The organism is Mycobacterium sp. ACS1612 (genome assembly GCF_001667505.1).
GTDB lineage: Bacteria > Actinomycetota > Actinomycetes > Mycobacteriales > Mycobacteriaceae > Mycobacterium.
Window position 1 is genome coordinate 1 of record NZ_LZHZ01000028.1, and the last position, 25,022, is coordinate 25,022.

Sequence of the window (25,022 nt, forward strand, 5' to 3'; positions counted from 1 at the left end):
AACAACCCCCGGAGGGCCGCCCGCACCCCCACCCCGCCCCCCTGGCCGGCCCGGGGCCGGCCCGCGCCCCCCCCCCCCCCGCGGGGGCCCCCCCCCCCCCCCCCCCCGCTTCCTACAATTCCGCTATGACGATCGTCACCGACCTCGAGCGGGCTCGTCAGCTGATCTTCGCCGCCGAGGAGGAGGCGGCGAAGCAGTTGCTGCTGTCTCTCGGTGAGCAGATCGAAGCCGTCGGCCGCGATGACCTCCTGCTCGAGGTCTACGCCCAACTAGGCGAAATCTATCTGGTCCGCACCGCGTACAACGGCGTCGAGGAAGCCCTGCGCCGCATCACCGACTGCCTCGCGATCTACCAGTCGATCCAGGCAGGCGCCAACCCGGAAGCGGCTGCTCAGGCGACGATGTCCGACGCCGAGATCGACCACATGATCTGCCGGTACACGCGGCGCGCGCAATTCCTGCGCACCGGCTTGGCCGCCGCCGCGCACGGCGACCACGAGGCCGCCGAGGCCGCGCTGCTGGTGCTGACCGACGACACGTCGACGGAGTTCGCCGACTTGGCCGCCGAACACCGGTTCCTCGTCACCTACGCACGCATCCTGTGCGCCGTCGCGCTGTGCGACGACGACCTGCACGTCCGCTCAGTTCCGTTGTGGGAACTCGCGATCGACGCGGTCGAGCGGTCCATCGACGGCACCGAACTCGACGACTTCCTGCTTGTCCAGGTGGGTACCGGATACGGCCGGTTCTGTGTCGAAACCGGGCGGCTGGCCGAAGCCGAGCCATGGCTGCAGCGCGCAGGCGCCCGGGCGCAGAAGCGGGGATGGAAACTGGCAACCGCCAGAACACAATTCGAGCGCTGCACGGCGGCGTGGGCGGCGGGGGATCGGGCCCGCGCGCAGGACCTGGTGCACGCGGCGTACCCCGCACTGGCCGAAGGCTATCGTGCACACGACGTCTCGCGGTCCTGGCTGTACTTCGGCCTCATCGCGCTGTCCATCGAGAGACTGGACGACGCCGACGAACGCTTCAGCCACGCAGAGCGGCACTGGCGCGAAGTCGAAAAGCCGCTGCACATCCACCGAATCCTGCTGCAACGCAGCTGGGTTGACATCTTCCGCGGCAACTTCGACGCGGCACGCGAACGCGTCGAAGAAGCGCGCGCGCTGCTGGACTCGTGGCCGCGGCACAGCTGGTTGCAGTATGCCAGGCTCGACGACCATCTTGGCAACATCCTGCGCGCCGAGGCGTTGGCCGACCCAGGCGGCGCGGCGGCGAAATTCGAACAGGCCGCAGACCTGAAGGTGCCCGCGGCGCTCGCCGTCGACTCGGTGCGGTTGTCGATGGCTGACGCCGACGCCCGCATGCGGTGGGCCACCCACGTCTCGGCAAAGATTTTGGCGGGCGCCTTCGCGCTGGCCTGGGAGTGGGGTAACACCGAACTCGTCAGCGAGCTCGTCGAATACCACAGTGCACGAGGAAGTTTCAGCACCGAACCGGAGACCTCCCAAATCGCGGGCTGGGCCGAGACCGCGACCGCCGCCGTTCCTGTCGAGACGGTCGACGACTACGCGCTCGTCGCGGCGGGGCCTGCGGTGGAAGGCGGCGCGGCGCTGACCCGACTCGGGCCGCTGCCGCCTCTACAGATGGATCCGGCAAGCGGACCGATCATGAGCCGGTATCGCACGCTGGCGTTCGAGCGGTACGGGTGTGCCGTCACCGCCGACGAAGCGGCGTGGTCGACGTGGCCGTAACTCTCGTTCTCCGCTTCGCCGACGTCGGCGTCGCGACCTACGCCAGCCTCCGCGTGGTCGGCGAGCCGGCGCGAACGGTCACCTGGGTGGTGCAGGAGCCCGAACTCGTTGCCGCACTGGACCAGTTGAAGACCGCGCTGCCCGACCCGGTGGCCACCGAAAGCCGCCGTGACGCTGTGCAGCGAGCAGTCGCCACCGGCCCCTTCGCGGCGCCCGAGTCGGAAATGGCCATCGCCCGCACGTTGGGCGCCAGCCTGCTGGGGCCTGCGGCGTGGCAGCTGCTCGTCGACTGTGTGGCGTCGCCGCGGGCCGCCTTGTTCGTCTCACCCAGCGCACGTTTGGCGCGGGTGCCATGGGGGCTGCTCGCCCTACCCGGCGATGACGGCTTCCGGCTGAATGAATTGGTCGACGTGTTGATGGCGGCGCCGTCGAACATCGTCAACTCGACACGCACGCCGGCGGTCTGGGCCGATCGCCGCGACAACCCGCCTCTGCTGCTTCTCGACCCACGGGTTCCCGGCCAGCGCCCCGATTCGGCGCTCGGTTCGGTGCTCGGCAGGCCTTCGTCGGAAACCCCTCTGGCACAACATTTCACAGAGATCATGCGGCAACGGGCGGTGCTACCTGACGTCACTTACGCGGTTGAGCTGTTCCGGCGGACAGACGCCGACCGCGCTTGGCTTGGCGGCCAACTCGACCGGAAACCGAGTCGGCTGCTGTACGTCGGTCACGCCACCGCCGCCGACGGCGACGTCGGGCACGCGGCCCGCGCCGCGCTGCACCTCGCCGACGAACGTCCGCTCACAGCTGCGGATCTGATGTCGGCGAAGTTGCCGATGCCGCCCCGAATCGCGATGATCGCCTGCGCGTCCGGCGGCGACTACCAATTCGACGAGGCGACCGGCCTGGTGGCGGCGATGATCCTCGGTGGCGCTCAACTGGTCACGGCCACGCTGTGGTCGTTACCGACGGCGGCCGGTTATCGACAGTTCACCGCAGCCGATCACGACCCGATGGCCGACGTCATCATCGCCGTCGACCGCGCCCACGAAGACGCCGAGGCAGGTCGGGCGGTCAATCGCTGGCAGCGGGAGCAGATGCGTCGCTGGCGCGACGGCGATATCGGTGCCAGCCCGCTGTATTGGGCCGCGTTGGCGACATTCGCGGTCGACGGTGCGCGATGAACCCGTCAGCCGGGCGACACGCAGACGGCCACCGACGACTCGTCGCCGGACCGGTAGTAGGTGTCGATGATGCTGCCGGGGCAGACCTTGGCCAGCGACGAGGCCGGTATCAGTGCGGTCTCGTGCGCGGGAAACTGGCCTCCTCCGGGCTTTCTCACGATCACGTCGAGCACGACCTCCCGGTGGTCCTCGCGGAACTCGCCGGTGGGCCGCATACCGGTGACCACGGCCTGCGATTTGGTGCCCTTGCGGATCAGCTCGAGTTGATCCCCCGTGAGCAGGCCTTTTTGGATCAACATGTCATCGAAGGCGGCGCGCACGGTCAGCATGTCGGTGACGGTGGCGAGTCGTTCGTCGGCCTCGTCGGACCGCGGTCGGACGGGAGCGGCGGTGCGGTGGTCAGGGATGACGGTGGCGGCGCTGCCGGCGACCAGAAAGCCGAAGTAGGCGATGTTGAGAAGCTGGTCGGCGGCGATTCCGAGCAACAACGCTGTGGACATGCCATTAGCGTCAGCTCTTGCGCTGGCTACCGAACCCAACTTTATGCTGGTGCGATGAGCGCGGGCTACGACGTGGCGACGACGACCGCTGTCAGCCAACCACGCCGCGCCGTCATCGACCGCGCATGGCGCGCCATCGGCCCCGGAGTCGAGGTGCTCAGCGGTGACGACGGTGGACCGCTGCGCCGCACGGTCAAACGCATCCTCGACCCGCTGGTGCTGCGTCTGCGCGCCAACACCGCCTACTCGGCGCCGTTCGTCGACGCCGGCACCGCGGTCGCGATTCACGAGCTGATCGTCGGGCATGGACCCCAATTACGCGTTGCGGCAGCATGGTTCGAGGTGCTCAAGCGTGAGCGCCGCCGCCTGCGCATCACCACCGGCAACGCCCAGGAGCTGTATTTCCCCGTCTGCTTCGAGCTGGCGGTGACGAAAGGCGCTCCGGCGCAACAGGACGACGGCTCCGCCGAAGCGGTGTTGCGGGGCATCCATGGCGACCGCGACCGCACCGCGATCGAGGTGCTCAACCAATACGCAGCCGATCCGCATGTGGTCGCCAAGCTGACTGACCAACTCGCCCGCAGCTGGACCGACGTCGTACCGGGTACGGAGATCACCGATCCGTTCCTCGCCGGCTTGACCACGGTGCTGGGGCCGGCGCAGGGCCACAACGCCGCGGTCGCCCGGCAGCGGGTCTGGTCAGCGCTGATCGCCGACGCGACGCCGTACAACCTCGGTGCCCGAGCGCATCACACCACCGACGAGCTGCCATGGTCGATCGTCGCGCTCGGACTGAGTTCCATTGCGCCGCAACCACCGCCCGCTGTCATGGCCGGAACGGACAGCGACCGCCCGCTGAACCGCTCCGTCGTCGACCGGGTGCGCGCCACCCTGCGGCGAGCCATGGACCGCGATGAGCTGCCCGACATCCCGCTGTTGTGCGCTGAGGAGGTCGACAGGGCCAGTGCGCCGTGGGGCCTGCTGGCCGAGGACAAGCAGGCCACCCTGGTGGCCGGGATCGAGATCGGCGCGTGTCTGGCGCCGCTGAGTGAAACGGCCGTGCCGAAATACGAACTGGCCGCCCAGATTCAGGCCCGGTTGCGTAAGGAAGCCTATGTCCTGCACGCCCGTCGTTACCTGACCGAAGGCGGGCCCACGCACCCGCGGCAGCAACAGGTGATCGACGACCTCGCCTCGTTCGCGCGCCCTTATCTGAGCCGGTTGTGGGCCCGGCTGCACGGTCGCGATGTCTGGCAGGAACCCTGCGACGACGTCGACGATGTCCGGGCGCTTCTGGAGGGTGTGGCACGGTCGGTGAGCCTCGACCACCGACAGCGGATCAAGGCGATGCTGGAATTGCAGGTGGCCGGATGAGACTCGTCGCCGACGCCGGGTTGTGGAGCACGGGCCACCAGGCAGCGCAGCCGCAACTCGTCGCCGTCCTGGAGGTCAGTGGTGCCGTGCTGTCGTGGATCGTTGACGACCCCACGCATGCCGCGCAGATCACCTTCACCGATGTGGACCGTGCGGATTGGCTGTGGCGGGTGCTCGGCGAATCGGGGCACGTCGCCGTCGCCGCGGCGGTGAACGGACGGCCGCCCGGCGCGGACGTCGAGATCGCCGGCGTCGACCTGCAACCAGAATCGTTGGAACCGCTGCGCAGACTCGCGCTCGGGCATTGGCTGCGGCGGTGGTGGCCGGTCAGCGAGCGCGACGGTATCGCGGCGCTCGACGGCGCACTGCTGGACGCCGAGATCGCGATGCTCACGGCGGCCGCCGAGGACTACTTCACCGACGACACCTTCGATTCCGACGTGGCTGCGCTGTTGCGCCCGCACACCGCGGCGCTCAGCGCGCATCTGCATGCCGGCGACCCGCGGGTGATCGAACTCGTGACCGGCTGTGCGGATCTCGCCGACGACGTCGGCGTCGTGCTCGCCGAATCTGCCTGCGTCACCCAGCGTCGCGACGACTACGCGTTGGCCGCAGGTGTGGACGGACGTGGCCGCGGCGCGGGTGCAGTCGCCGCAGGGACCGACTCCGTGAAGTGGAGCGCAGTCCCGCCCGGTGTGTTCGATGCCGCAGAGGACACTGTGGAGTGGCGCGTTGAAGCGGCGGACGGGACCGCGAAAGCCATTGTGCGCGTAAGGTTATCAGGTTCAGGACTGTCGGCGGGCATCCCTGTGCGGCTGCGTTCTGACAAGTTCACGGGTTCGGGCGTGCTCGACGCCGACGGGGCTGCCACGTTCCCGCTTCTCGACGCGGAGCAACACCCTGTCGCGGAATCGGCTGCCTGGGACCACGATTGGCGGTCGACCGCGGTGGCGGTAGGCGCGGACATCGACGAGTCACCACAGACGCGCGAGCGGATCAGGGAGTTTGCCCGATCGAGGCTGCGTGCGCCCGCCGGTGACGCGTTCCTGGCCGAAGTGTTGGCCGCCGAATCGGACTACTGAGCGTCGTCCTCGTCGCGGTGCATCGATTTGCGGATCTCGGCGAGGCGCTCGGCGGCCGCCCGCTGACGCGCGTCGTACTGCTCCTCCACAGTGCGGCCCTGCGGTGTCTCGGCGGCCAGTTCTGACGCGCCGATCGCGGTGCCGTACCGCGTTTCGATCTTCTCGCGCACCGATTCGAACGTCGGCACGCCGCCGGGTGTGTAGCCGGTATCTGCTGGTTCGGCGGGTGGCGGTGCGCTCGGCTCGTTCGCGTCGGGTTCCTCGGGCATGGCCTCACGGTACTCGGCTTTGTCGGAACCGCCGTGTCGCTCGTAGTGCGGTGGGACACTGCAGTTATGGTCCGGCAACCGGACACGCATTACGCGAAGGGCCCGAACGGGAACATCGCCTACCAGGTGGTCGGTGACGGTCCAACCGATCTCGTGATCGTGCCGGGCTGGTTCTCCCATATCGACAAGCAATGGGAGAACCCGCTCTGGCGCGCGTACATCAGTGAATTCGCAACATTCGCGCGTCTGGTTCTGTACGACAAGTGCGGTACTGGCCTATCCGATCCGATCGACGGCGTGCCTACCGTCGAAAACCGGGCAGACGACCTACGAGCGGTGATCGATGCGGCCGGATGCGACCGCCCGGCGCTATTCGGATTCTCCGAAGGCGGACCGATCAGTGTGTTGTTCGCCGCGACGTATCCGGAGCGGGTCCGCGCGTTGATTCTCTACGGGACGGGCGCAGGAGGACCACCCGATCGCTTCGGCTCCGCGATGGTGCAACGCGTATACGAGACCTTCGATCGGATCAGAGCGACGATTGATCATTGGGGTGAAGGGCAGACGCTGGATTGGGCCGCACCGAGCTTGAGTGGCGACCCGGACGCAAGACGGGAGATGGGTGCCTTTGAAAGGGCCGCCATGAGCCCCAAGATGGCCTTGATCACCTGGCTCGCCGTCCTCCGACAGCTGGATATGCCGGACATCGTTGGAGATATCCAAGTCCCGACACTGGTCCTGCACCGCAGAGCCGACGCGATACCCGTCGAGTTCGGTCGCGCCCTCGCCGCCCGGCTGCCACGCGCCCGGCTGATCGAACTCGATGGCGTCGACCACATTCCGTGGGCAGGAGACTACAAGTCGGTGGTCGGCGAGGTCGAAGAGTTCTTGACCGGCCAGCGGCATGAGCATCCGCAAGACCGAGTGCTAGCGACCGTGATGTTCACCGACATCGTCGACTCGACCCGGCACGCCGCCGAACTCGGTGACGAACGCTGGCGTGACCTCTTAGAGCGCCACAACGAGATTGCACATGCGGAGATCGATTCGTTCCAAGGGCGGTTCGTCAAAGATACCGGCGACGGCCTGCTAGCCACCTTCGACGGTCCGACGCGAGCAGTCTTGTGTGCAACGGCTCTTGCCGAACGCATGCCGCGGATCGGAGTCGAGATTCGTAGTGGTCTACACACGGGAGAGTGTGTGCGTCGCGGCAACGACATCGGTGGGATCGCGGTCCACATCGCCGCGCGAATCGCTGCGAAGGCAAGTTCGGGCGAGGTACTCGTCTCCAACACGGTGAAGGAGCTTGTCTACGGGTCAGGAATCACCTTTTCGGGTCGGGGATTCTACGACCTCAAGGGCGTCCCCGGAGAGTGGCAGTTATTCGCGCCTGCGGGCTATCACGATCCGGTCGCAGACGCCTTGACGGCAGCCCTGCAGTTCTAAGGCCTACTTCGCGGCCGCCTGCAGTTTCGGTCCGGAGTGGGGTGCTGCGGGCGGCGACCCTGCCTGCGACATCACCGTCGACGGTGGCAGCGGCACCAGCGGTACCCCCGGAGTGTCGAGTTGGCTCGCGAGCCATGGCAGTCCCGCCGCGAAAGCGCGCGCCGCGAACGGCCAATCGTGCCTGCCGGGCCGCATCTCGACGGCGCAGTGGATTCCGTACGCGCTGCCGGTCGCGCACAGCGAGTTTGCGGCCGCCGTCTGATCGTTGGGGTGTGCCACGGCGTTCACGATGTGCGGTTGCGCCGACGGCGTGCCGTTGATGTCGAACCAGCCCGTCACCCCGACATAGGGCCCGTGCCGGGTGATCACCGTGGTCGGGTCGAACGCGGCATAGGCCGCGGCATCGCCGCCGAACAGGCGCTGGATCGTCTGGGACTTGTTACCCGAATTGGGCGTCAGATCGCCCGCGATGTCCTCGAACGCGCTGAACATGTCGGGGTGCATGACCGTCAGGTCGACCGCACAGGTGCCGCCCATCGACCATCCCACGATGCCCCAGTTGGCCCGGCTGGCCGACACTCGGTAGTTCGAAATCATGAACGGCACAACGTCTTTGGTGAGGTGATCGGCAGCTCTGCCGCGGGTGCCGTTGACGCATTCGGTGTCGTTGTTGAATGCACCGCCGGAATCGACGAACACGAACACCGGTGCGTTGCCGCCGTGTGCGGCAGCGAACGCGTCGATCGTGTTGATGGCGTTGCCTGCTCGCATCCAGTCGGCGGGCGTGTTGAACTCGCCGCCTACCATCATCACCGTCGGCAACGGTGGCGGGGGATCGGTGGCGTACCAGGCAGGCGGTAGATAGACCAGCTCACCGCGGTGTTTGAACCCCGACGCGGTGTCGGGGATGCTGACCGGCACCACCGTGCCCTTCGCCGGGATCGCGTGCCGTTGCTGCATGGCGACCACCGTGGTGGTGTCAGTCTGATCGGGCAGCGGGCCCGCGCTGAGCTGATTCCACGCGTTCTGCACGGTGGGGAAGTATCCGACCCAGAGGTTGAGCGCCAGCGCCGCGCACAGCAGGCACGCCGGCAACGCCACCGCGGACACCCCGCGCCGCCACCAGCGGGCGCTGCGCCAACCCGCGATCAGCACAGCAGCCGCCACACCGGTCAAACCGATCCAGATCCACAGCGAGACGGGCGCCGGGTTGTTGTCGTCGCTGAGCCCCTGCGAGGCGATGTACCAGTACACCGCCACCGACAGTGCCGCGCCGACGAGCGCCGTCCACGGCAGCCATACCAAACGCCAGCGCCGTGTACGCCAGCCGATCGCGGCCAGCAGCAAAAAGCCGGTGATGACTTGCACGGTGATCGGCAGCCATCCATGCATCAGCGAGAGATGGTGGCGAAACTCGTCGGGTAACGTCACGGCAACAATCGTGGCCGTGTTTCCTTGGCGCTGGCTGTGAGCCAGCTGCTAACGCGGTTTGGCTAATGGGAACGGCAAGGTCTCACGGATGCTGCGGCCGGTGATCAGCATGACGACCCGGTCCACGCCCATCCCGAGCCCGCCCGTCGGAGGCATCGCGTACTCCATTGCCTGCAGGAAGTCCTCGTCGAGTTCCATCGCCTCCGGATCGCCGCCCGCGGCCAGCAGCGACTGCTCCTGCAGCCGCCTGCGCTGTTCGACCGGGTCGGTCAGCTCGCTGTAGGCGGTGCCCAACTCCACGCCCCACGCCACCAGATCCCAGCGTTCGGCCACCCCGGGAATGCTGCGGTGCGGGCGGGTCAGCGGCGACACCGATGTCGGAAAGTCCTTGTAGAAGGTGGGCTCCTCGGTGCGGTCCTCGACGAGCCGCTCGTAGAGTTCGAGTACCACTGCGCCCGCGTCCCAGTGCGTCAGATACGGAATGCCCGCCGCGTCGCAAAGCTTGCGCAGCACAGGAAGTTCCGTGTCGGGCCGGATCTCTTCGCCGAGCGCCTCCGATACCGCACCGTGCACCGTCTTGACCGCCCACTGGCCGGAGATGTCGACGGGTTCGAGGGCGCCGTCGTCGCGCGGGCGCAGGAACACGTGTGCCCCGTTGGCGGCCTGGGCGGCGTTCTGAATCAGTTCGCGGCAGCCGTCGATCCACACGTTGTAGTCGGCGTGCGCCTGATAGGCCTCCAGCAGGGTGAACTCGGGATTGTGGCTGAAGTCCACGCCCTCGTTGCGGAACGCGCGGCCGAGTTCGAAGACCCGCTCGACGCCGCCGACGCACAACCGCTTGAGGTACAGCTCGGGCGCGATGCGCAGATAAAGGTCGAGGTCGTAGGCGTTGATGTGGGTGAGAAACGGTCGTGCGTTGGCGCCGCCGTGGATCTGCTGCAGGATCGGGGTCTCGACCTCCAAAAAACCCTTGCTGACCAGGGTTTCACGGATGGCGTGCAGCACACCGCTGCGTGCGCGGATCAGGTCGCGGGCCTCGGTGTTGATCGCCAAATCGACGTAGCGGACCCGCACCCGCGCTTCCTGATCGGTCAGCCCCTTCCACTTGTCCGGCAGCGGGCGCAGGCACTTGCCGATCAGCCGCCAACTGAGAACCAGCAGCGACCGGGTGCCCTTCTTGCTGTAGCCCATGGTTCCGGACACCTGGATGAGGTCACCCAGGTCGATGGCCTGGGTGAAGTCCGCGGTGTCGCCCTGCTCCAGGGTCAAATTGTCGAGCAGCAGTTGGACTTCGCCTGACCAGTCGCGCAGTTGGGCGAACAGCACGCCGCCGTAGTCGCGGATCCGCAGCACCCGCCCGGCCACGGTGACGGTGCCCGCTCCCTCGGATTCGACCGCCTGCGCGATGGTGTGGCTGGGTGCCTCCCCGACGGGGTACGCGTCGACGCCATTGTCCTGCAACGATTTCAGCTTTGCCATCCGCACCCGCACCTGCTCCGGCAGACGCTGGCTGTCATCCGCCTCGGGCAGATCGGCCTGCAGTGAACCCAGGTCGGGCGCGCTGCCGTCGTGGTGCAACAGCCCGCTGGCGACCAGATCGTCGGGAGCCGAGATGTGATGGCCGGTGTGCGGTTGCTCGTTGCGCCGCGAAAACGGAAGCACCAGAAAGCCTTCGGCGATCACCGAGGCGACGCCGACGCGGGGGACCAGACGTGCGTCTTCGTAGCAGGCGTAGCGGGGCACCCACTGCGGTTGGTACTTCATGTTCGATCGGTACAGCGTCTCGAGTTGCCACCAGCGTGAGAAGAACACCAACAGGCCGCGCCAGAGCCGCGCGATCGGACCCGCGCCCAGCTGCGCACCCTGTTCGAAGGCCGTGCGGAACATCGCGAAGTTCAGCGAAATCCGGCTCACCCCAATGTCTTCGGCCTGCATGCAGAGCTCGCTGACCATCAGCTCGATGGTGCCGTTGGGGGATTGCGGCGAGCGGCGCATTAGGTCGAGTGACACGCCGTTGGTGCCCCACGGCACCAGGGACAGCATCGCCACCACGTCATCGTTCTGCACGGCCTCGACCAGCAGGCAGTCGCCGTCGGCGGGGTCGCCGAGCCTGCCCAGCGCCATCGAGAAGCCTCGCTCGGTTTCGGTGTCGCGCCAGGCGTCTGCGCGTTCGATCACCTTGGCCATTTGCTCGCTTGACAGGTCGCGGTGCCGCCGGATCCGGACCGACGCACCCGCCCGTCGCGCCCGTGTCACGGCCTGGCGCACGGCGCGCATATCCGGGCCGGAGAGCCGGAAGTTGTCCGGGTAGAGGATCGCCTCGTCGCCGAGTTGCAGCGCGTTGAGGCCGGCGAGGCGGAACGCCTCCGCGCCGGTCGAACTGGCACCCATCACGCCGGGCGCCCAACCATAGGTCTGGCACAGGGCCAGCCACGCGTGGATGGCTTGTTGCCATGCCTTCGGGTCACCTACCGGATCGCCGCTGGCCAGGCAGACACCGACTTCGACGCGGTAGGTGATGGCTGCCCGGCCGTTGGGCGCGAACACGACCGCCTTGTCGCGGCGGGTGGCGAAATAGCCGAGCGAGTCGTTCTTGCCGAACAATTCGAGCAGGCCCCGGATTGCCGATTCGTCCTCGCCGGTGAGCGCGTTGTCGGCGCGCTGCGACTGGAACAGCACGATCGCCGTCACCATCAAGGCGAGCGCGCCGAACAGGCCGAGCAACGCGTTGACGAACACGTGTGGATAGCCGGTGAACGACTCGGAACCGGCGCCTGCGAACGCGCTGACGCGGTTCAGCGCGTACCAGAATCGGTCCTCGCGGGCCAGCGAGCCGGGGAACACCTCCAGCAGCCCCCAGCCGATCAGCGTGCCGACCGCCATGCTGACCACCAGCGTGGCTGCCGCCTTCAGCAGCGCGCCGCGGCGGACCTTCGCCCAGAACTCTCTGCGGGCCAGCACCAGAAACAGAATCGACGCGGTGTGGAGCACCAGCCCGATGACCTCGCCGATGTCGTCCAGCACCGACTTCGGACTGGTGACCAGGCCGCCGACGTTCCAGACGATGGACGCCAGCATGTAACCGACAAGGATCCACCAGGCGATCCGCTTGCGCGCGGCCAGCGCCGCCGCCAGCAGCGCGAGCACGAAGGCCCACGCGACGCTGGTGTCCGGGAAGTTGAAGACGTAGTCGTTGACGAACTCGCGCGGCTCTTTGATGATCCACCGGATGCCGGGCGAGACGCTCGCGATCAACGACAGTGTGGCGATGGTGCCGACCGTCCAGCCGGCGGCTGCGGGGACCCACGAGTAACGAGAGGCCTGACGCGTCAACGTGGCGGTCATAGGCCGCGAGGATATTCGCTCAAGCTCAGAAATTGTTGTGACTGCGCCAGCTACCAAACGGGTCCGGTGTATTTCTCGCCCGGTCCCTGGCCCGGCTCGTCCGGTGCGGCGCTGGCTTCGCGGAAGGCCACCTGCAGTGTTTTCAGTCCGTCGCGCACCGGCCCGGCGTGCGGGCCGAGGTATTCGACGGAGGCGGTGACCAGTCCGGCCAGCGCAGTGATCAACCGGCGCGCCTCGTCGAGGTCGCGGTGCGGGCTGTCTTCGGGATCCTCTGCCGAGAGTCCGAGTTTCTCCGCGGCGGCGCTCATCAGCATGACGGCCGATCGGGTGATCACCTCGACGGCGGGAATCTCGGCTAGCTCGCGAATGTTGGGAGACTCGGTCATGCCTGCTAGAGTGGCATGCGCGACCGTCCCGGCGTACGCCAGGGACATGGAAGTACCGTCCCGGCGAAGGCCGGGACCGACAAGTGGAGTCCCGCTCCCACCGCCGACCATACTGGTCCAGCGGTCCGGTCACAGGCATCCGTGCCTGTCCTGGTCGGCTTTGGGCCCTGCTTTGAGCAGGGCTTTTCTGTTCATCCGAGCAGAGTGGCTGAAGGCGTGGGCTCCTAGAGGACAACATAGGAGGCCCCATCAGCACTGAGACCCGCGTCAACGAGCGCATTCGAGTCCCTGAAGTCCGTCTCATCGGACCAGGCGGCGAGCAGGTAGGCATTGTGCGCATCGAAGACGCCCTCCGCGTCGCCGCGGACGCCGATCTCGACCTTGTCGAAGTAGCTCCTGATGCCAAACCACCGGTTTGCAAGATCATGGACTACGGCAAGTTCAAGTACGAGACGGCTCAGAAGGCGCGCGAGTCTCGCAAGAATCAGCAGCAGACCGTCGTCAAGGAACAGAAGCTGCGTCCCAAGATCGACCCGCACGACTACGAGACCAAGAAGGGTCACGTCGTCCGCTTCCTGCAAGCCGGGTCGAAGGTCAAGGTGACGATCATGTTCCGCGGGCGCGAGCAGTCGCGGCCCGAACTCGGCTACCGACTCCTGCAACGGCTGGGCGCCGACGTCGCCGACTACGGCTTCGTCGAGACGTCGGCCAAACAGGACGGCCGCAACATGACGATGGTGCTGGCCCCGCACCGCGGCGCGAAGACTCGCGCCAAGGCGGCGCACGACGCAGATGCCGCGCCGGCGCGACGGGCAGAACAGGCCCCGGCGCCCACTGCGGCACCAACTGAAGACAGTCAGACGTAACGCAGAACTGAAAGAGGACACATGCCAAAGGCGAAGACCCACAGCGGCGCTTCCAAGCGGTTCCGGCTGACCGGGACCGGCAAGGTCGTGCGCCAGAAGGCCAACCGTCGGCACCTGCTCGAGCACAAGCCGACCAAGCGCACCCGTCGCCTTGCCGGCCGTACCGAGGTGGCGGCCAACGACACCAAGCGCATCAAGAAGCTGCTGAACGGCTAACTGGCCCGGCTCCGTACGACCTGAACGAAGGAACACTCACATGGCACGCGTCAAGCGCGCAGTCAACGCTCAGAAGAAGCGTCGCGCAGTACTCAAGGCATCCAAGGGCTACCGCGGTCAGCGGTCGCGGCTGTATCGCAAAGCCAAAGAGCAGCAGCTGCATTCGTTGACCTACGCCTACCGCGACCGGCGTGCCCGCAAGGGCGAGTTCCGTAAGCTGTGGATCTCCCGGATCAACGCGGCCGCTCGCGCCAACGACATCACCTACAACCGGCTCATCCAAGGCCTGAAGGCCGCCGGTGTCGAGGTGGACCGCAAGAACCTCGCCGAGATCGCGGTCAGCGATCCCGCCGCGTTCACCGCGCTGGTCGAGGTCGCCAAGGGTGCGCTGCCCGAGGACGTGAACGCTCCTGCCGGAGCCGGAAGGCCGGCGACATCAGACGCCGGCGAGGCCGCCTGACGCTCACCGAGCGCTCCGCGCGGGTGGCTGCCGCGGTCAAGCTGCACCGCCACATCGGACGACGCCGCGCCGCACGCTTTCTCGCCGAGGGACCCAATCTCGTCGAGTCGGCGTTGCGGCGCGGACTCGTTTCCGAGGTGTTCGCCACCGAAACCGCGATGAGCCGATTCGGTTCCATGCTCACCGATGCCCCGGTGCATCTGGTCACCGAGCCTGCCGCGAAAGCGTTGTCGGACACCGTGACTCCGGTCGGCCTGGTCGCCGTGTGCTCGATGCCGGAGACGACGTTGGCCGATGTGCTCACGGAGTCACCGCGCCTGGTCGCCGTTGCGGTGGAGATCTCGGAACCCGGCAATGCGGGCACGCTGATCCGGATTGCCGACGCGATGGGCGCCGACGCGGTGGTGCTCGCCGGAAACAGCGTCGATCCCTACAACGGGAAGTGCCTGCGGTCCTCGGCGGGCAGCATTTTCTCGATTCCCGTCGTCCCCGAATCCGATGCGGCAGGCACGGTTGCCGCGCTCACCGACGCCGGACTGCAGGTGCTGGCCACGACCGTCGACGGCGAGATCGGCCTCGACGACGCCGACCTGTCCGGCCCGACGGCGTGGCTGTTCGGTCCCGAAGCCCGCGGCCTGCCGGTCGAATTGGCGCAGACGGCCACCCATCGGGTGCACATCCCGATGCCGGGCAGCGCCGAGAGTCTGAACGTGGCGTCGGCCGCGTCGATCTGCCTGTACCAAAGCGCGAAGGCGCACCGGCGTTAGTCGCCGAGTGAGTTCTTGTCGTACCCGCGTGCCATTGTCTGCCCATGACCGACTCGTTACAGGTGCGGGGTACCGACCTTCGCTACCTCATCACCGCCTACCTGTTCGACCATGGCCCGGCGACCGTGAACGATCTGGTCGACGCACTGGCCTATCACGGCTTCCGCACCACCGGGCGCGCGTCGAAGGCGGTCTCCGAGGCACTGCGCCGGGAGATCGCCCAGGGTCGGGTGACGCGCCTCAAGCGCGGCCGATACCTTCCCGGGTGCATGCCGCGGTCCACCGAGGAGCGGATGTACAAGCGGGTTCAGGAATTACACGCCAAGGTCGCCGAGATGACGCTGCCTGCCCGCCCGCCGCGTAGTGCCTAGCCGCTCAACAAGCCCTTGGCGACGTGGGTGATCTGCACCTCGTTGCTGCCCGCGTAGATCATCAGCGACTTGGCGTCACGCGCCAACTGCTCGACCCGGTACTCGGTCATGTAGCCGTTGCCGCCGAACAACTGCACCGCGTCCATCGCGACGTCCGTGGCGGCCTGCGAGCAGTACCACTTGATGGCCGACGCTTCCGGCAGAGAGATCGCCTTACCGCTCTGTGCCGACTCGATGACGCGAAACAGAATGTTGCGCACGTTCATTCGCGCCACTTCCATGTTCGCCAACTTGAGCTGGATGAGCTGGAACTGACCGATCTCCTGGCCCCAAAGTTTGCGATTCTTGGCGTAATCGACGCACAGTCGCAGGCATTCCTCGATGACTCCCAACGCCATCGCCGCCACGCCGATCCGTTCTGCCGAGAAGTTGGACCGCGCGCTGGCCCGACCGTCGCCCGCCGCGTCCTCGGACTCGCCGAGCAACCGGTCGCGCCCCAACCGGACGTTGTTGAAGAACAGCTCACCGGTGCGCGAACTGTGAATTCCCATCTTGCGGAACGGTTTTGACTGGACGAAACCCTCCATGCCGCGATCCAGCACGAAGGTCAGCACTTTGCGGTCGCGCTTGTCGACACCCGGCTCGTCCAGCTTTGCATAGACCACCACGACATCGGCGTCGGGCCCGTTGGTGATGAACGTCTTCTGCCCGTTGAGGATGTAGTCCCCATTTCCTGAGCCGTCGCGCACCACATAGGACTTCATGCCGCCGAAAGCGTCACTGCCTGAATCAGGTTCGGTGATTGCCCACGCGCCGATCTTGTCGTAGGTGACGAGGTCCGGCAGCCAGCGTTCCTGTTGGGCCAGGGTGCCGCGTCCCATGATGGTCGGCACCGTCAACCCCAACGACACGCCCATGCCGGTGACGATGCCCATCGACACCCGGCACAGCTCGCTGACCACCACGAAGCCCATGCCGCCCGCGGCGTCGCCGAACATGCCGCCGCCGGACGACGGCTTGCCAGGCGACTCGCCACCGTCGCGCAGCTTCGCCAACCGCTTGTTCAGCGAGTCGCGCGCCATGTCGGCGATGCCGAACGTCGCGAACAGCTTGCGGATGATGGGGTAGGGCTCCATGTCGCCGCTTTCCAGCTCGTCGACATGCGGGCGTATCTCTCTGTCCACGAACTCACGCACGGCGTCGCGCACGGCGAGATCGACGTCAGACCATTCCAGCATGCGTTCAGGCTGCCTTATGGCGTCCGCGCGCCGGACGCAGCCCGGCCAATGAGAACGTGGTGTGCACCAACGACCCAGCTCGGTCCAGCAGTGACTTGCGCGGCGGCAGGTAATGCATGGGCAGGCCGTGCCGGTCGCGCGGCGGCGCGACGAACGCCGGCGCCTCGACCAGGGGAGCGTCCTCGGGCAGCTTGCCCTGCGCGCGGCGGTATGCCGCCAATGCGCGCGGATGCAGCCGGATCTCGTCGGGCACCGCAACGAAGGCCAGCTCGACGAGCTTGCCGAACAGTCGCAGCAGCACCTCATCGCCCGGCGTCCAGCGCATACCGGCCTTTTCCCGCACCGTGTCGTCGAACAGACCGGCCGCGATCCACCGCTGCGCTCCGACCATCGGCTTGAACAGTTGGTCCCACACCGCGCTGGGCATCAGCACGAACCACGGTTTCGGGATCCGGATCGAGAAGATGTCCAGAGTGGCCTTGTTGACCTCGAGCTCTTCGCGGCACTTGCGGGCCCAGTACTCCTGAAAGTCCTCCCAACTGTCGGGCACCGGCCGCATGCTCATGCCGTACATCCGATACCACTGGACGTGCTCGTCGAACAGTTGTCGCTTCTCCGCCTCGGTCAGCCCGCCGCAGAAGTACTCGGCGGTCTTGATGATCAGCATGAAGAAGGTGGCGTGCGCCCAGTAGAAGGTCTCCGGGTTCAGCGCGTGATAGCGGCGACCTTCGGCGTCGATGCCCTTGATCGTCTTGTGGTAGCTCTTGATCTGCTCGCCGGTCAGCGGGGCGCGATCGCCGTCGTAGACCACCCCCATGATCGGGTACACCGACCGCGCCACCCGCTGTAGCGGCTCCCGCAACAGGATCGAGTGGTCCTCGACGCCGGCGCCGAGTTCCGGATACATGTTCTGAATCGCCCCGATCCAGACGCCGAGCATGCCGGTGCGAAGGTCACCGAAATACTTCCAGGTCAACGAATCGGGGCCGAGAGGATTGCCCGTGTTTGCGGTCGACGGTGAGCGCACCTCTCAAAGATAGTGATGACAACATATGTTGTCTACGATTTGCGGCGGTGTGGCGATACGGTGTCATGCAGCCTCCATCGCTGTGCCACATCGTTGTGACCTGGCGTTTTACCGCTCCAATTTGCCTCCACTAGGCTGGCGCCCGTGGATGATGTCGAGTCGATCGACGAGCGGCCCGGCCCACAATCATCCGGCCCACGCGGTTGGCTGTCGGGCGCCAATCACAACCCCGCCGTCATCGCTTTTCTGCGACGGGCGCGGCGCGCCCTGCCCGGCGACCCCGACTTCGGGGACCCGCTGTCGGTCGACGGGGACGGAGGCCCGCGCGCGGCGGCACGCGCCGCCGATCGGCTGCTCGAGCGGGAAGCGGCGTCGCGGGAGGTGAGCCTCGGCGCATTGCAGGTGTGGCAGGCGCTCACCGAGCGGGTGTCGGGTAAGCCCGCGAACCGCGAGGTGACGCTGGTCTTCACCGACCTCGTCGGCTTCTCGGCGTGGTCGCTGAGCGCGGGCGACGAGGCAACGTTGAAGCTGCTGCGCCGGGTGGCCCAGGTCGTCGAGCCGCCGCTGTTGGAGGCGGGCGGCCACATCGTGAAGCGGATGGGCGACGGCATCATGGCCGTGTTCGCTGACCCTCTCACCGCGGTGCGCGCGGTCATCGTGGCTCGTGAAGCGGTGAAAGCCGTTGAGGTGGACGGTTATACGCCGCGAATGCGGGTCGGTGTGCACACCGGACGGCCGCAACGGATCGGGTCGGACTGGCTCGGTGTGGACGTCAACATCGCGGCACGGGTGATGGAACGCGCCACCAGGGGTGAATTCGTGGTCTCCGCCGCCACGCTCGACCGGATCGCCGATGAGGATTTCCAGACGCTGGGTGTGACGGCGAAACGGCTTCGCCGACAGGTCTTCACGGCCAGGCAAGACGGGGTGCCCGCCGACCTGGCCATGTATCGACTGAGAACTCGCAGGCAGTTGCCAGGCGGCCCGAACGGCGAAGACGACCCGGCCGGCGCATAGTGGTCTGACATGTTGCTCAGGGTGCTGGGCTGGTTGGCGCGGGTGCGCGTCACCGTCGCATACGCGGTGATCGTCACCTCCGTCACCATCGCCCTGTCCGTCCTCGGTCCTGCCGCGCAGGACCGAGTGGTCAGTCATGTCAGCACGAACCTGCACAACCTCAGGCACGGCCACTTCGGCACGCTGATCGGCAGCGCCTTCGTGGTCGACGCCGGACCGATCTATGTGTGGTTGCCGGGGCTGGTCTGCCTGCTCGCCGTCGCCGAGCTGACGTTCCGCAGCGGGCTGCTGGCGGCGACGTTCGCCACCGGCCACATCGGCGCCACCCTGTTGGTCGCCGCCGGCCTGGCGATGGCGGTGAAGCTGGGTTGGCTGCCGCTGTCCGTCAGTCGGGCAACCGATGTCGGCATGAGCTATGGGGCCGCTGCCGTTCTCGGCTCGCTGACAGCTGCGATACCGAGTCGCTGGCGGCCCGCGTGGATCGGGTGGTTCGTGGCGGCGGGCGTGGCGATGGTGCTCGTCGGACGCGACTTCACCGACGTCGGACACGTGGTGGCGCTGGGCTTGGGGATGTTGGTGGCGATCCGACTTCGCGGACCCGGGCACTGGACCGTGGTTCGGGTGGTGCTGCTCGGCGGTGCGACCGCGTTCGGTTACCTGGTGCTGGCCAGCACCGACATGTTGGTTGCGACGGCTGCCGGCCTGGCGGGCGCGGTGATCGGAGAGGCGCTGAGCAGGCACCGGGTGGAGCAGGCGCTTGCCAGTAATGCGGTTAAGGCCACCTCCGGCCATCGCGTACGATCGCCGGGTGGCTGATCAGCCCATAGACCTGTCTGAAGAATCGCTGACCAAAGCCGTCAGCGCGGCCCAGCATGCCTTTGGCCTGGCCGCGGATCTCGACGCACTGGCCCGCGCCAAGACCGAGCACCTCGGTGACCGATCGCCGATCGCGTTGGCCCGCCAGGCGCTGGGTTCGCTGCCCAAGGCCGACCGCGCCGACGCGGGCAAGCGGGTCAACGTCGCGCGCACCGAAGCGCAGCGCGCGTACGACGAGCGCCTGGCCGTGCTGCGCGCCGAGCGTGACGCCGCCGTCCTGGTTGCCGAGCGCATCGACGTCACGTTGCCGTCGACCCGGCAGCCGATCGGTGCCAGGCACCCGATCACGATCCTGGCCGAACACGTCGCCGACACGTTCATCGCGATGGGCTGGGAGTTGGCGGAGGGCCCCGAGGTGGAGACCGAGCAGTTCAATTTCGACGCGCTCAACTTCCCGCCCGATCACCCGGCGCGCAGCGAACAGGACACCTTCTACGTGGCACCTGACGGGTCCCGTCAGGTGCTGCGCACGCACACCTCGCCGGTGCAGATCCGGGCGCTGCTCGAGCGCGAGCTTCCGGTGTACATCATCTCGATCGGCAGGACGTTCCGCACCGACGAACTCGACGCCACCCACACCCCGGTCTTCCATCAGGTGGAGGGGCTCGCGGTGGACAAGGGCCTGACGATGGCGCATCTGCGGGGCACGCTCGACGCGTTCGCGCGCTCCGAGTTCGGGCCGCAGGGCCGCACCCGGTTTCGCCCGCACTTCTTCCCGTTCACCGAGCCGTCCGCCGAGGTGGACATCTGGTTCCCGAACAAGAAGGGCGGCCCCGGCTGGGTGGAATGGGGCGGCTGCGGAATGGTCAATCCGAACGTGTTGCGCGCCTGCGGGATTGACCCCGAGGTGTATTCCGGCTTCGCGTTCGGCATGGGGCTGGAGCGGACCCTGCAGTTCCGCAACGGCATCCCGGACATGCGCGACATGGTCGAGGGCGACGTCCGCTTCTCGCTGCCGTTCGGGGTGGGAGCCTGATGCGGCTTCCCTACAGCTGGCTTCGCGACGTCGTCCAGGCCGGCGCTCCCGGCTGGGATGTGCCAGCAGACGAGTTGGAGCAGACGCTGATTCGGATCGGCCACGAGGTCGAGGAGGTCATCCCTGTCGGGCCGGTCACCGGACCGCTGACTGTCGGCCGCGTGGTCGAGATCGAGGAACTCACCGAGTTCAAGAAGCCGATCCGGGCCGTCAAGGTCGACGTCGGTGAACCTGAACATCGCGACATTGTCTGTGGTGCAACGAATTTCGCCGATGGCGACCTCGTCGCGGTCGCGCTGCCCGGTACCGTGCTGCCCGGCGACTTCAGGATTGCGGCGCGCAAGACGTACGGCCGCACCTCGGACGGGATGATCTGCTCGACGGCCGAACTCAACCTGGGCACCGACCATTCCGGCATCCTCGTGCTGCCGCGGGGCACCGCCGAACCGGGCACGCCCGCCGCCGACGTGCTCGGTCTCGACGACGTGGTCTTTCACCTCGCGATCACGCCCGACCGCGGCTACTGCCTTTCGGTGCGCGGCATGGCCCGCGAAATCGCCTGCGCCTACGACCTCGACTACGTCGACCCCGCCGACGTCCCGCCGCTGCCCGCCGAGGGTGAGGCGCTGCCGGTGACCATCCAGCCCGGCACCGGGGTGCTCCGGTTCGGGTTGCGACCCGTCACGGGCATCGACCCGAAAGCGGTGTCGCCGTGGTGGATGCAACGGCGGTTGCTGCTCAGCGGCGTTCGCGCCATCTCGCCTGCCGTCGACGTCACCAACTACGTGATGCTCGAACTCGGGCACCCGATGCACGCACACGACCGCAGCCTGATCACCGGTGGCTTGAAGGTCCGTTTCGCGGAACCGGGGGAGACGGTCGTCACCCTCGACGATGTCGAACGCAAACTCGACCCGCGCGACGTGCTGATCGTCGACGACGTCGCGACCGCGGCGATCGGCGGCATCATGGGCGCAGGCACCACCGAGGTGCGCGACACCACCACCGACCTGATGCTGGAGGCGGCGGTGTGGGATCCGGCCGCGGTGTCGCGGACCCAACGCCGACTGCATCTGACCAGCGAATCGGGCCGCCGCTACGAACGCACCGTCGACCCGGCCGTCTCGGTCGCCGCACTCGACCGGGCCGCCGCCCTGCTCGCCGACATCGCAGGCGGCACAATCGAACCCAAGCTGACCGACTGGCGCGGCGATCCGCCACGAGAGGATTGGACGCACCCTCCGGTGAGCATGGCCGCCGACCTGCCGGACCGGACCGCAGGCGTCGACTATCCCGAGGGCACCACACAGCGCAGGCTGAGCCAGATCGGTGCCGACGTGACGACCGACGGCGATCGGGTGACGGTCATCCCGCCGAGTTGGCGACCCGACCTGCGTGAGCCTGCCGACCTCGTCGAGGAAGTGCTGCGCCTGGAGGGCCTCGAGATCATCCCGTCGGTGCTCCCGCAGGCGCCGGCGGGCGGGGGTCTCACCCCGATCCAGCAACGCCGCCGCGCGATCGGAAAGTCGTTGGCGCTCAGCGGTTATGTCGAAGTCCTGCCGACGCCGTTCCTACCTGCCGGCGTGTTCGACCTGTGGGGACTGCCCGACGACGACCCGCGCCGGGCGACCACCAAGGTGCTCAACCCGTTGGAAGCGGACCGGCCGGAGCTCGCGACCACCCTGTTGCCCGGGCTGTTGGAAGCGTTGGCGCGCAACGTGTCCCGCGGCGCTGTCGACGTCGCCCTGTACGCCATCCAGCAAGTGGCGGAGCGCACCGCGCAGACGCGTGTCGTCGAACGGATCCCGAACAACCGCAGGCCCACCGACGAGGAGATCGCCACCCTCGACGCGTCGCTGCCGCACCAGCCGCAACACGTCGCCGCGGTGCTCACCGGACTGCGCGAACCGGCGGGCCCATGGGGGCCAGGCCGTCCGGTCGAGGCCCGCGACGCGTTCGAGGCGGTGCGCGTGATCGGCCGCGCGGCGGGAGTCGACTTCAGGCTGCAGGCCGCCCAGCAGTTGCCGTGGCATCCGGGCCGCTGCGCCGAGGTACTCGTCGATGAGACGGTGGTAGGCCATGCCGGCCAGTTGCACCCGGCCGTGGTGGAGCGCACCGGCCTCCCGAAGGGCACGTGCGCGGTCGAACTCAACCTCGACGCGATCCCGTTGGTCGAGCGACTGCCCGCGCCGTCGGTCTCGCCGTTTCCCGCGGTGTTCCAGGACGTCAGCCTTATCGTCGCCGACGACATTGCCGCGCAGTCGGTGGTAGATGCGGTGCGCGACGGTGCGGGCGAGTTGCTCGAGGATGTCCGACTGTTCGACGTCTACACCGGACCGCAGATCGGCGAGGGCCGCAAATCGCTGGCGCTGGCGCTGCGGTTCCGCGCCACCGACCGGACACTCACCGAAGACGAGGCCAGTGCGGCGCGCGACGCCGCGGTGAGGACGGCGGCCGCGCGGGTCGGCGCCGTGCAACGCGCCTAGCTCGCGGACGCCACAGGCAGTCGGGCCGGGCTGCGGCCGAGCACCTGCCGCCACGGGAGCGCCGCAGGATCCTCGGACAGCTGCAGAGGCGGGTCGGCGGCCAGCACGGCGCGCACACATTCCTCGACGGCGACCTTGGCCAACGCGGTGCCCAAGCAGTAATGCGTTCCGGCGCCGAAATTCAACAACTTGGCACTGTCCGGCCGGGTGAAGCGGTCGGCGTCGAAACGGTCGGGATCGGGCCACGCGGCGTCGTCGCGACATGCCGAGGCGATGCACAGAAACAGCATCGATCCGGCGGGAATCGTGGTGCCGTGCAATTCGATTGGCGACACGGTGGTGCGCGGGATCATCGCGATGCTGGGCTCCAGGCGCATGGTTTCGCTGACGGCGCTGGTGAACCGGGCCGGATCGTCCAGTACGCCCGCGAGTGTATCGCGGTGTTGCAGGGCGACCACGATGCTGCACGGAATCTGGCTGCCTGCCGTATCGTGGCCGGCGACAAGAAGATTCGCAATCATCGTAACGGTTTCGGCGTGCGTCAGGCGTTCTCCGTCGGACTCGGCGGCCAGCAGTGAGGTGATCAGGTCGTCTTTCGGGTCGCTGGCCCGCCGCCTCGTCAAGTCGTCGACGTAACTTCGCATCTCAACGATTGCTGTGGTGGCCGCGGCGATCTGTTCGGCGGACATGATCGAGAACACCGGGCTCAACGCCTCTGCCCACTCAGTGAACACCCCGTCGTCGCCGTCGGGTACCCCCAGCAGTCGGCAGATCATCCGGGTACCGATCGAGGAGAGCACGCGGAGATCACCCGATTCGCTCGCCGAAGCTACAGCGGCGGTGGCCATTTCCGCGGCAGCCGCGCGCAGCGCCCCGACGGACCGCGGCGTGAAGGCGCGTGACACCAGTGATCGGACGCGACGGTGATAGTCGCCCTCGGTGGTGAACATCAACTGGCCGTACCAGTCGCGCAGTGGCCCGTCGCTGATCCCCATCATGTCGAAGAACGTCAGCCCGACTCCGATCAGGCGTGGATCGTGGGCGAGTTCCTCGACGTCGCGCTGTCGCAGCGCGACGGTGGCGCCTGTGGTCGCGTCGGTGGCGAGCGGCCCCAGCCGGGCCGCTTCCCGCAGCACGTCGTGCAAGCTGGTATCGCAGGTGAAGAGCGCATCGACGGATGGGCGTTCGGTTGTCGTCACAGTTCCCCCGGAAGTAGCTGTTTGCTGAGAAGTATGGGCGTTTTCTGCGCGAACCGCTTCGACTCGCCGTCAATCGGCGGACAATCCAGCCATGACGTGGCATCTACGGGGAACATACGTCGAAACTTGTTCGTGCGAATTCTTTTGCCCATGCAACTTCAATCTGGCCAACGGTGCAGACTACGACCGCTGCCGAGCGACGCTCGTCTTCAACATCGCCAGTGGTGACGTCGAGGGCACCGACGTCGGTGGGCTCGCGGTGGTGGTCATTGCCGACACGCCGAAGGTCATGACAGAGGGCAATTGGCGCCTCGGCACGGTGATCGATTCGAGGGCAACCGACGAACAGGCCGATAAGTTGAGGGCCGTCTTCAGCGGCGACCTCGGCGGTCCGATGGCCGCACTCGGACCGCTGGTCAGCGAAAACCTCGGCGTCCAGCGTGCCGCCATCGAGGTGCGCGAAGAAGGCCTGCAGCACAGCGTGCGGATAGGCGACACAACGGGTTTCGAGGTCGAGGATGTCGTACCGTTCGGCGTCGAGACCGGGGAGCCGGCCCGGGTCACCGGCATCTTCCATCCAGCGGCCTCGGAATTCGTTGTCGCGAAGGCGAAATCGGCAGACATCAGCCTGTTCGGTATCGAGTACCAAGGAAAATCCGCGATCACCACCTCTGAGTTCTCCTGGGCGTCCTGACCGCGTGACTGTCCAACAGGACGGCCTGCGACCGCTTTTCAGCGCGGCCCGCAGTCGG

The 25,022-nt window shown here is 67.3% G+C and carries 23 protein-coding genes; 15 read left to right on the forward strand and 8 right to left on the reverse strand.

Annotated features, from left to right (window positions below):
* Positions 1 to 125: 125 nt before the first annotated feature.
* The gene (locus A5724_RS11985; protein ID WP_067801303.1) at positions 126 to 1,754 is read left to right on the forward strand and encodes a hypothetical protein; all 1,629 of its coding nucleotides are present in this window, start codon (positions 126 to 128) and stop codon (positions 1,752 to 1,754) included.
* Positions 1,736 to 2,938: a CHAT domain-containing protein gene (locus A5724_RS11990; protein ID WP_067801307.1), complete on the forward strand. Its 1,203-nt coding sequence runs from the start codon at positions 1,736 to 1,738 to the stop codon at positions 2,936 to 2,938. Before A5724_RS11985 ends, A5724_RS11990 begins: the two co-directional genes overlap by 19 nt.
* A 5-nt stretch (positions 2,939 to 2,943) precedes the next feature.
* On the opposite strand, the gene A5724_RS11995 is transcribed toward A5724_RS11990, so the two are convergent.
* Positions 2,944 to 3,438 (reverse strand): hypothetical protein, encoded by a 495-nt coding sequence (locus A5724_RS11995; RefSeq protein WP_082964981.1) that lies wholly within the window; start codon positions 3,436 to 3,438, stop codon positions 2,944 to 2,946.
* Positions 3,439 to 3,492: 54 nt separating this feature from the next.
* On the opposite strand from A5724_RS11995, the gene A5724_RS12000 reads away from it, so the two are divergent.
* Positions 3,493 to 4,812 carry a hypothetical protein gene (locus tag A5724_RS12000; protein WP_067801310.1) on the forward strand — a complete coding sequence of 440 codons (1,320 nt, stop codon included), beginning with the start codon at positions 3,493 to 3,495 and terminating at the stop codon, positions 4,810 to 4,812.
* Positions 4,809 to 5,894, forward strand: coding sequence for a hypothetical protein (locus A5724_RS12005; protein ID WP_067801313.1), 1,086 nt, complete (start codon positions 4,809 to 4,811; stop codon positions 5,892 to 5,894). Before A5724_RS12000 ends, A5724_RS12005 begins: the two co-directional genes overlap by 4 nt.
* Here A5724_RS12005 and A5724_RS12010 read toward each other — a convergent pair.
* The gene (locus tag A5724_RS12010; RefSeq protein ID WP_067801316.1) at positions 5,888 to 6,163 is read right to left on the reverse strand and encodes a hypothetical protein; all 276 of its coding nucleotides are present in this window, start codon (positions 6,161 to 6,163) and stop codon (positions 5,888 to 5,890) included. The genes A5724_RS12005 and A5724_RS12010 overlap by 7 nt on opposite strands.
* Before the next feature lie 66 nt (positions 6,164 to 6,229).
* Here A5724_RS12010 and A5724_RS12015 point away from each other — a divergent pair, with 66 nt between their 5' ends.
* Positions 6,230 to 7,609, forward strand: a complete 1,380-nt coding sequence (locus tag A5724_RS12015) for an adenylate/guanylate cyclase domain-containing protein (protein ID WP_067801318.1) — start codon at positions 6,230 to 6,232, stop codon at positions 7,607 to 7,609.
* Positions 7,610 to 7,612: 3 nt separating this feature from the next.
* Here the strand turns inward: A5724_RS12015 and A5724_RS12020 are convergent, their stop codons facing one another.
* From A5724_RS12020 to A5724_RS12030, 3 genes are all read right to left on the reverse strand, one after another.
* A complete protein-coding gene (locus A5724_RS12020; protein ID WP_067801429.1) occupies positions 7,613 to 9,001 on the reverse strand; it encodes an alpha/beta hydrolase family protein in 1,389 nt (462 codons plus the stop codon).
* Between the two features lie 87 nt (positions 9,002 to 9,088).
* On the reverse strand, positions 9,089 to 12,385 hold the full coding sequence (gene lysX, locus A5724_RS12025) for a bifunctional lysylphosphatidylglycerol synthetase/lysine--tRNA ligase LysX (RefSeq protein ID WP_067801323.1): 3,297 nt from the start codon (positions 12,383 to 12,385) through the stop codon (positions 9,089 to 9,091).
* Between the two features lie 50 nt (positions 12,386 to 12,435).
* Positions 12,436 to 12,771: a DUF1844 domain-containing protein gene (locus A5724_RS12030; protein ID WP_067801432.1), complete on the reverse strand. Its 336-nt coding sequence runs from the start codon at positions 12,769 to 12,771 to the stop codon at positions 12,436 to 12,438.
* A gap of 248 nt (positions 12,772 to 13,019) precedes the next feature.
* On the opposite strand from A5724_RS12030, the gene infC reads away from it, so the two are divergent.
* The 5 genes from infC to A5724_RS12055 are packed head-to-tail and all read left to right on the forward strand — an operon-like array spanning position 13,020 to position 15,451.
* A complete protein-coding gene (infC, locus tag A5724_RS12035) occupies positions 13,020 to 13,637 on the forward strand; it encodes a translation initiation factor IF-3 (protein ID WP_082964982.1) in 618 nt (205 codons plus the stop codon).
* Positions 13,638 to 13,658: 21 nt separating this feature from the next.
* Entirely contained in the window at positions 13,659 to 13,853 is a 195-nt protein-coding gene (gene rpmI / locus A5724_RS12040) for a 50S ribosomal protein L35 (RefSeq protein WP_067801338.1), read from the forward strand.
* 40 nt (positions 13,854 to 13,893) lie between these two features.
* Positions 13,894 to 14,313 (forward strand): 50S ribosomal protein L20, encoded by a 420-nt coding sequence (rplT, locus tag A5724_RS12045; protein ID WP_067801341.1) that lies wholly within the window; start codon positions 13,894 to 13,896, stop codon positions 14,311 to 14,313.
* A gap of 23 nt (positions 14,314 to 14,336) precedes the next feature.
* Entirely contained in the window at positions 14,337 to 15,080 is a 744-nt protein-coding gene (locus A5724_RS12050) for an RNA methyltransferase (protein WP_067801344.1), read from the forward strand.
* A 44-nt stretch (positions 15,081 to 15,124) separates the two neighbouring features.
* Complete coding sequence (locus A5724_RS12055) at positions 15,125 to 15,451, forward strand: hypothetical protein (protein ID WP_067801347.1); 327 nt, start codon at positions 15,125 to 15,127, stop codon at positions 15,449 to 15,451.
* On the opposite strand, the gene A5724_RS12060 is transcribed toward A5724_RS12055, so the two are convergent.
* Positions 15,448 to 16,533, reverse strand: a complete 1,086-nt coding sequence (locus A5724_RS12060) for an acyl-CoA dehydrogenase family protein (RefSeq protein ID WP_369830627.1) — start codon at positions 16,531 to 16,533, stop codon at positions 15,448 to 15,450. The two genes, A5724_RS12055 and A5724_RS12060, sit on opposite strands and share 4 nt — an antisense overlap.
* Positions 16,534 to 16,693: 160 nt before the next feature.
* Positions 16,694 to 17,716: an oxygenase MpaB family protein gene (locus A5724_RS12065; protein WP_067801354.1), complete on the reverse strand. Its 1,023-nt coding sequence runs from the start codon at positions 17,714 to 17,716 to the stop codon at positions 16,694 to 16,696.
* A 144-nt stretch (positions 17,717 to 17,860) separates the two neighbouring features.
* Here A5724_RS12065 and A5724_RS12070 point away from each other — a divergent pair, with 144 nt between their 5' ends.
* The 4 genes from A5724_RS12070 to pheT are packed head-to-tail and all read left to right on the forward strand — an operon-like array spanning position 17,861 to position 23,071.
* Entirely contained in the window at positions 17,861 to 18,733 is an 873-nt protein-coding gene (locus A5724_RS12070; protein ID WP_067801357.1) for an adenylate/guanylate cyclase domain-containing protein, read from the forward strand.
* Between the two features lie 9 nt (positions 18,734 to 18,742).
* Entirely contained in the window at positions 18,743 to 19,549 is an 807-nt protein-coding gene (locus tag A5724_RS12075) for a rhomboid-like protein (RefSeq protein WP_067801360.1), read from the forward strand.
* Complete coding sequence (pheS, locus tag A5724_RS12080; RefSeq protein WP_067801364.1) at positions 19,542 to 20,585, forward strand: phenylalanine--tRNA ligase subunit alpha; 1,044 nt, start codon at positions 19,542 to 19,544, stop codon at positions 20,583 to 20,585. Before A5724_RS12075 ends, pheS begins: the two co-directional genes overlap by 8 nt.
* Entirely contained in the window at positions 20,585 to 23,071 is a 2,487-nt protein-coding gene (gene pheT / locus A5724_RS12085) for a phenylalanine--tRNA ligase subunit beta (RefSeq protein ID WP_067801368.1), read from the forward strand. The genes pheS and pheT overlap by 1 nt, the downstream gene beginning before the upstream one ends.
* On the opposite strand, the gene A5724_RS12090 is transcribed toward pheT, so the two are convergent.
* Complete coding sequence (locus tag A5724_RS12090) at positions 23,068 to 24,270, reverse strand: cytochrome P450 (RefSeq protein ID WP_156752245.1); 1,203 nt, start codon at positions 24,268 to 24,270, stop codon at positions 23,068 to 23,070. The genes pheT and A5724_RS12090 overlap by 4 nt on opposite strands.
* 91 nt (positions 24,271 to 24,361) lie before the next feature.
* On the opposite strand from A5724_RS12090, the gene A5724_RS12095 reads away from it, so the two are divergent.
* Positions 24,362 to 24,964: a DUF1326 domain-containing protein gene (locus A5724_RS12095; RefSeq protein ID WP_067801373.1), complete on the forward strand. Its 603-nt coding sequence runs from the start codon at positions 24,362 to 24,364 to the stop codon at positions 24,962 to 24,964.
* Positions 24,965 to 25,022: the final 58 nt, after the last annotated feature.

Excerpts from the sequence above, each read along its gene's own strand:
- A5724_RS12005 (WP_067801313.1), top strand. The coding sequence starts at position 4,809 with ATGAGACTCGTCGCCGACGCCGGGTTGTGGAGCACGGGCCACCAGGCA.
- A5724_RS12030 (WP_067801432.1), bottom strand. The coding sequence starts at position 12,771 with ATGACCGAGTCTCCCAACATTCGCGAGCTAGCCGAGATTCCCGCCGTC.
- pheT (WP_067801368.1), top strand. The coding sequence starts at position 20,585 with ATGCGGCTTCCCTACAGCTGGCTTCGCGACGTCGTCCAGGCCGGCGCT.
- lysX (WP_067801323.1), bottom strand. The coding sequence starts at position 12,385 with ATGACCGCCACGTTGACGCGTCAGGCCTCTCGTTACTCGTGGGTCCCC.
- A5724_RS11985 (WP_067801303.1), top strand. The coding sequence starts at position 126 with ATGACGATCGTCACCGACCTCGAGCGGGCTCGTCAGCTGATCTTCGCC.
- A5724_RS12055 (WP_067801347.1), top strand. The coding sequence starts at position 15,125 with ATGACCGACTCGTTACAGGTGCGGGGTACCGACCTTCGCTACCTCATC.
- A5724_RS12075 (WP_067801360.1), top strand. The coding sequence starts at position 18,743 with ATGTTGCTCAGGGTGCTGGGCTGGTTGGCGCGGGTGCGCGTCACCGTC.
- A5724_RS12060 (WP_369830627.1), bottom strand. The coding sequence starts at position 16,533 with ATGGCGCGCGACTCGCTGAACAAGCGGTTGGCGAAGCTGCGCGACGGT.
- rpmI (WP_067801338.1), top strand. The coding sequence starts at position 13,659 with ATGCCAAAGGCGAAGACCCACAGCGGCGCTTCCAAGCGGTTCCGGCTG.
- A5724_RS12000 (WP_067801310.1), top strand. The coding sequence starts at position 3,493 with ATGAGCGCGGGCTACGACGTGGCGACGACGACCGCTGTCAGCCAACCA.
- A5724_RS12015 (WP_067801318.1), top strand. The coding sequence starts at position 6,230 with ATGGTCCGGCAACCGGACACGCATTACGCGAAGGGCCCGAACGGGAAC.
- A5724_RS12020 (WP_067801429.1), bottom strand. The coding sequence starts at position 9,001 with ATGCATGGATGGCTGCCGATCACCGTGCAAGTCATCACCGGCTTTTTG.
- A5724_RS12010 (WP_067801316.1), bottom strand. The coding sequence starts at position 6,163 with ATGCCCGAGGAACCCGACGCGAACGAGCCGAGCGCACCGCCACCCGCC.
- rplT (WP_067801341.1), top strand. The coding sequence starts at position 13,894 with ATGGCACGCGTCAAGCGCGCAGTCAACGCTCAGAAGAAGCGTCGCGCA.
- A5724_RS12095 (WP_067801373.1), top strand. The coding sequence starts at position 24,362 with ATGACGTGGCATCTACGGGGAACATACGTCGAAACTTGTTCGTGCGAA.
- A5724_RS11995 (WP_082964981.1), bottom strand. The coding sequence starts at position 3,438 with ATGTCCACAGCGTTGTTGCTCGGAATCGCCGCCGACCAGCTTCTCAAC.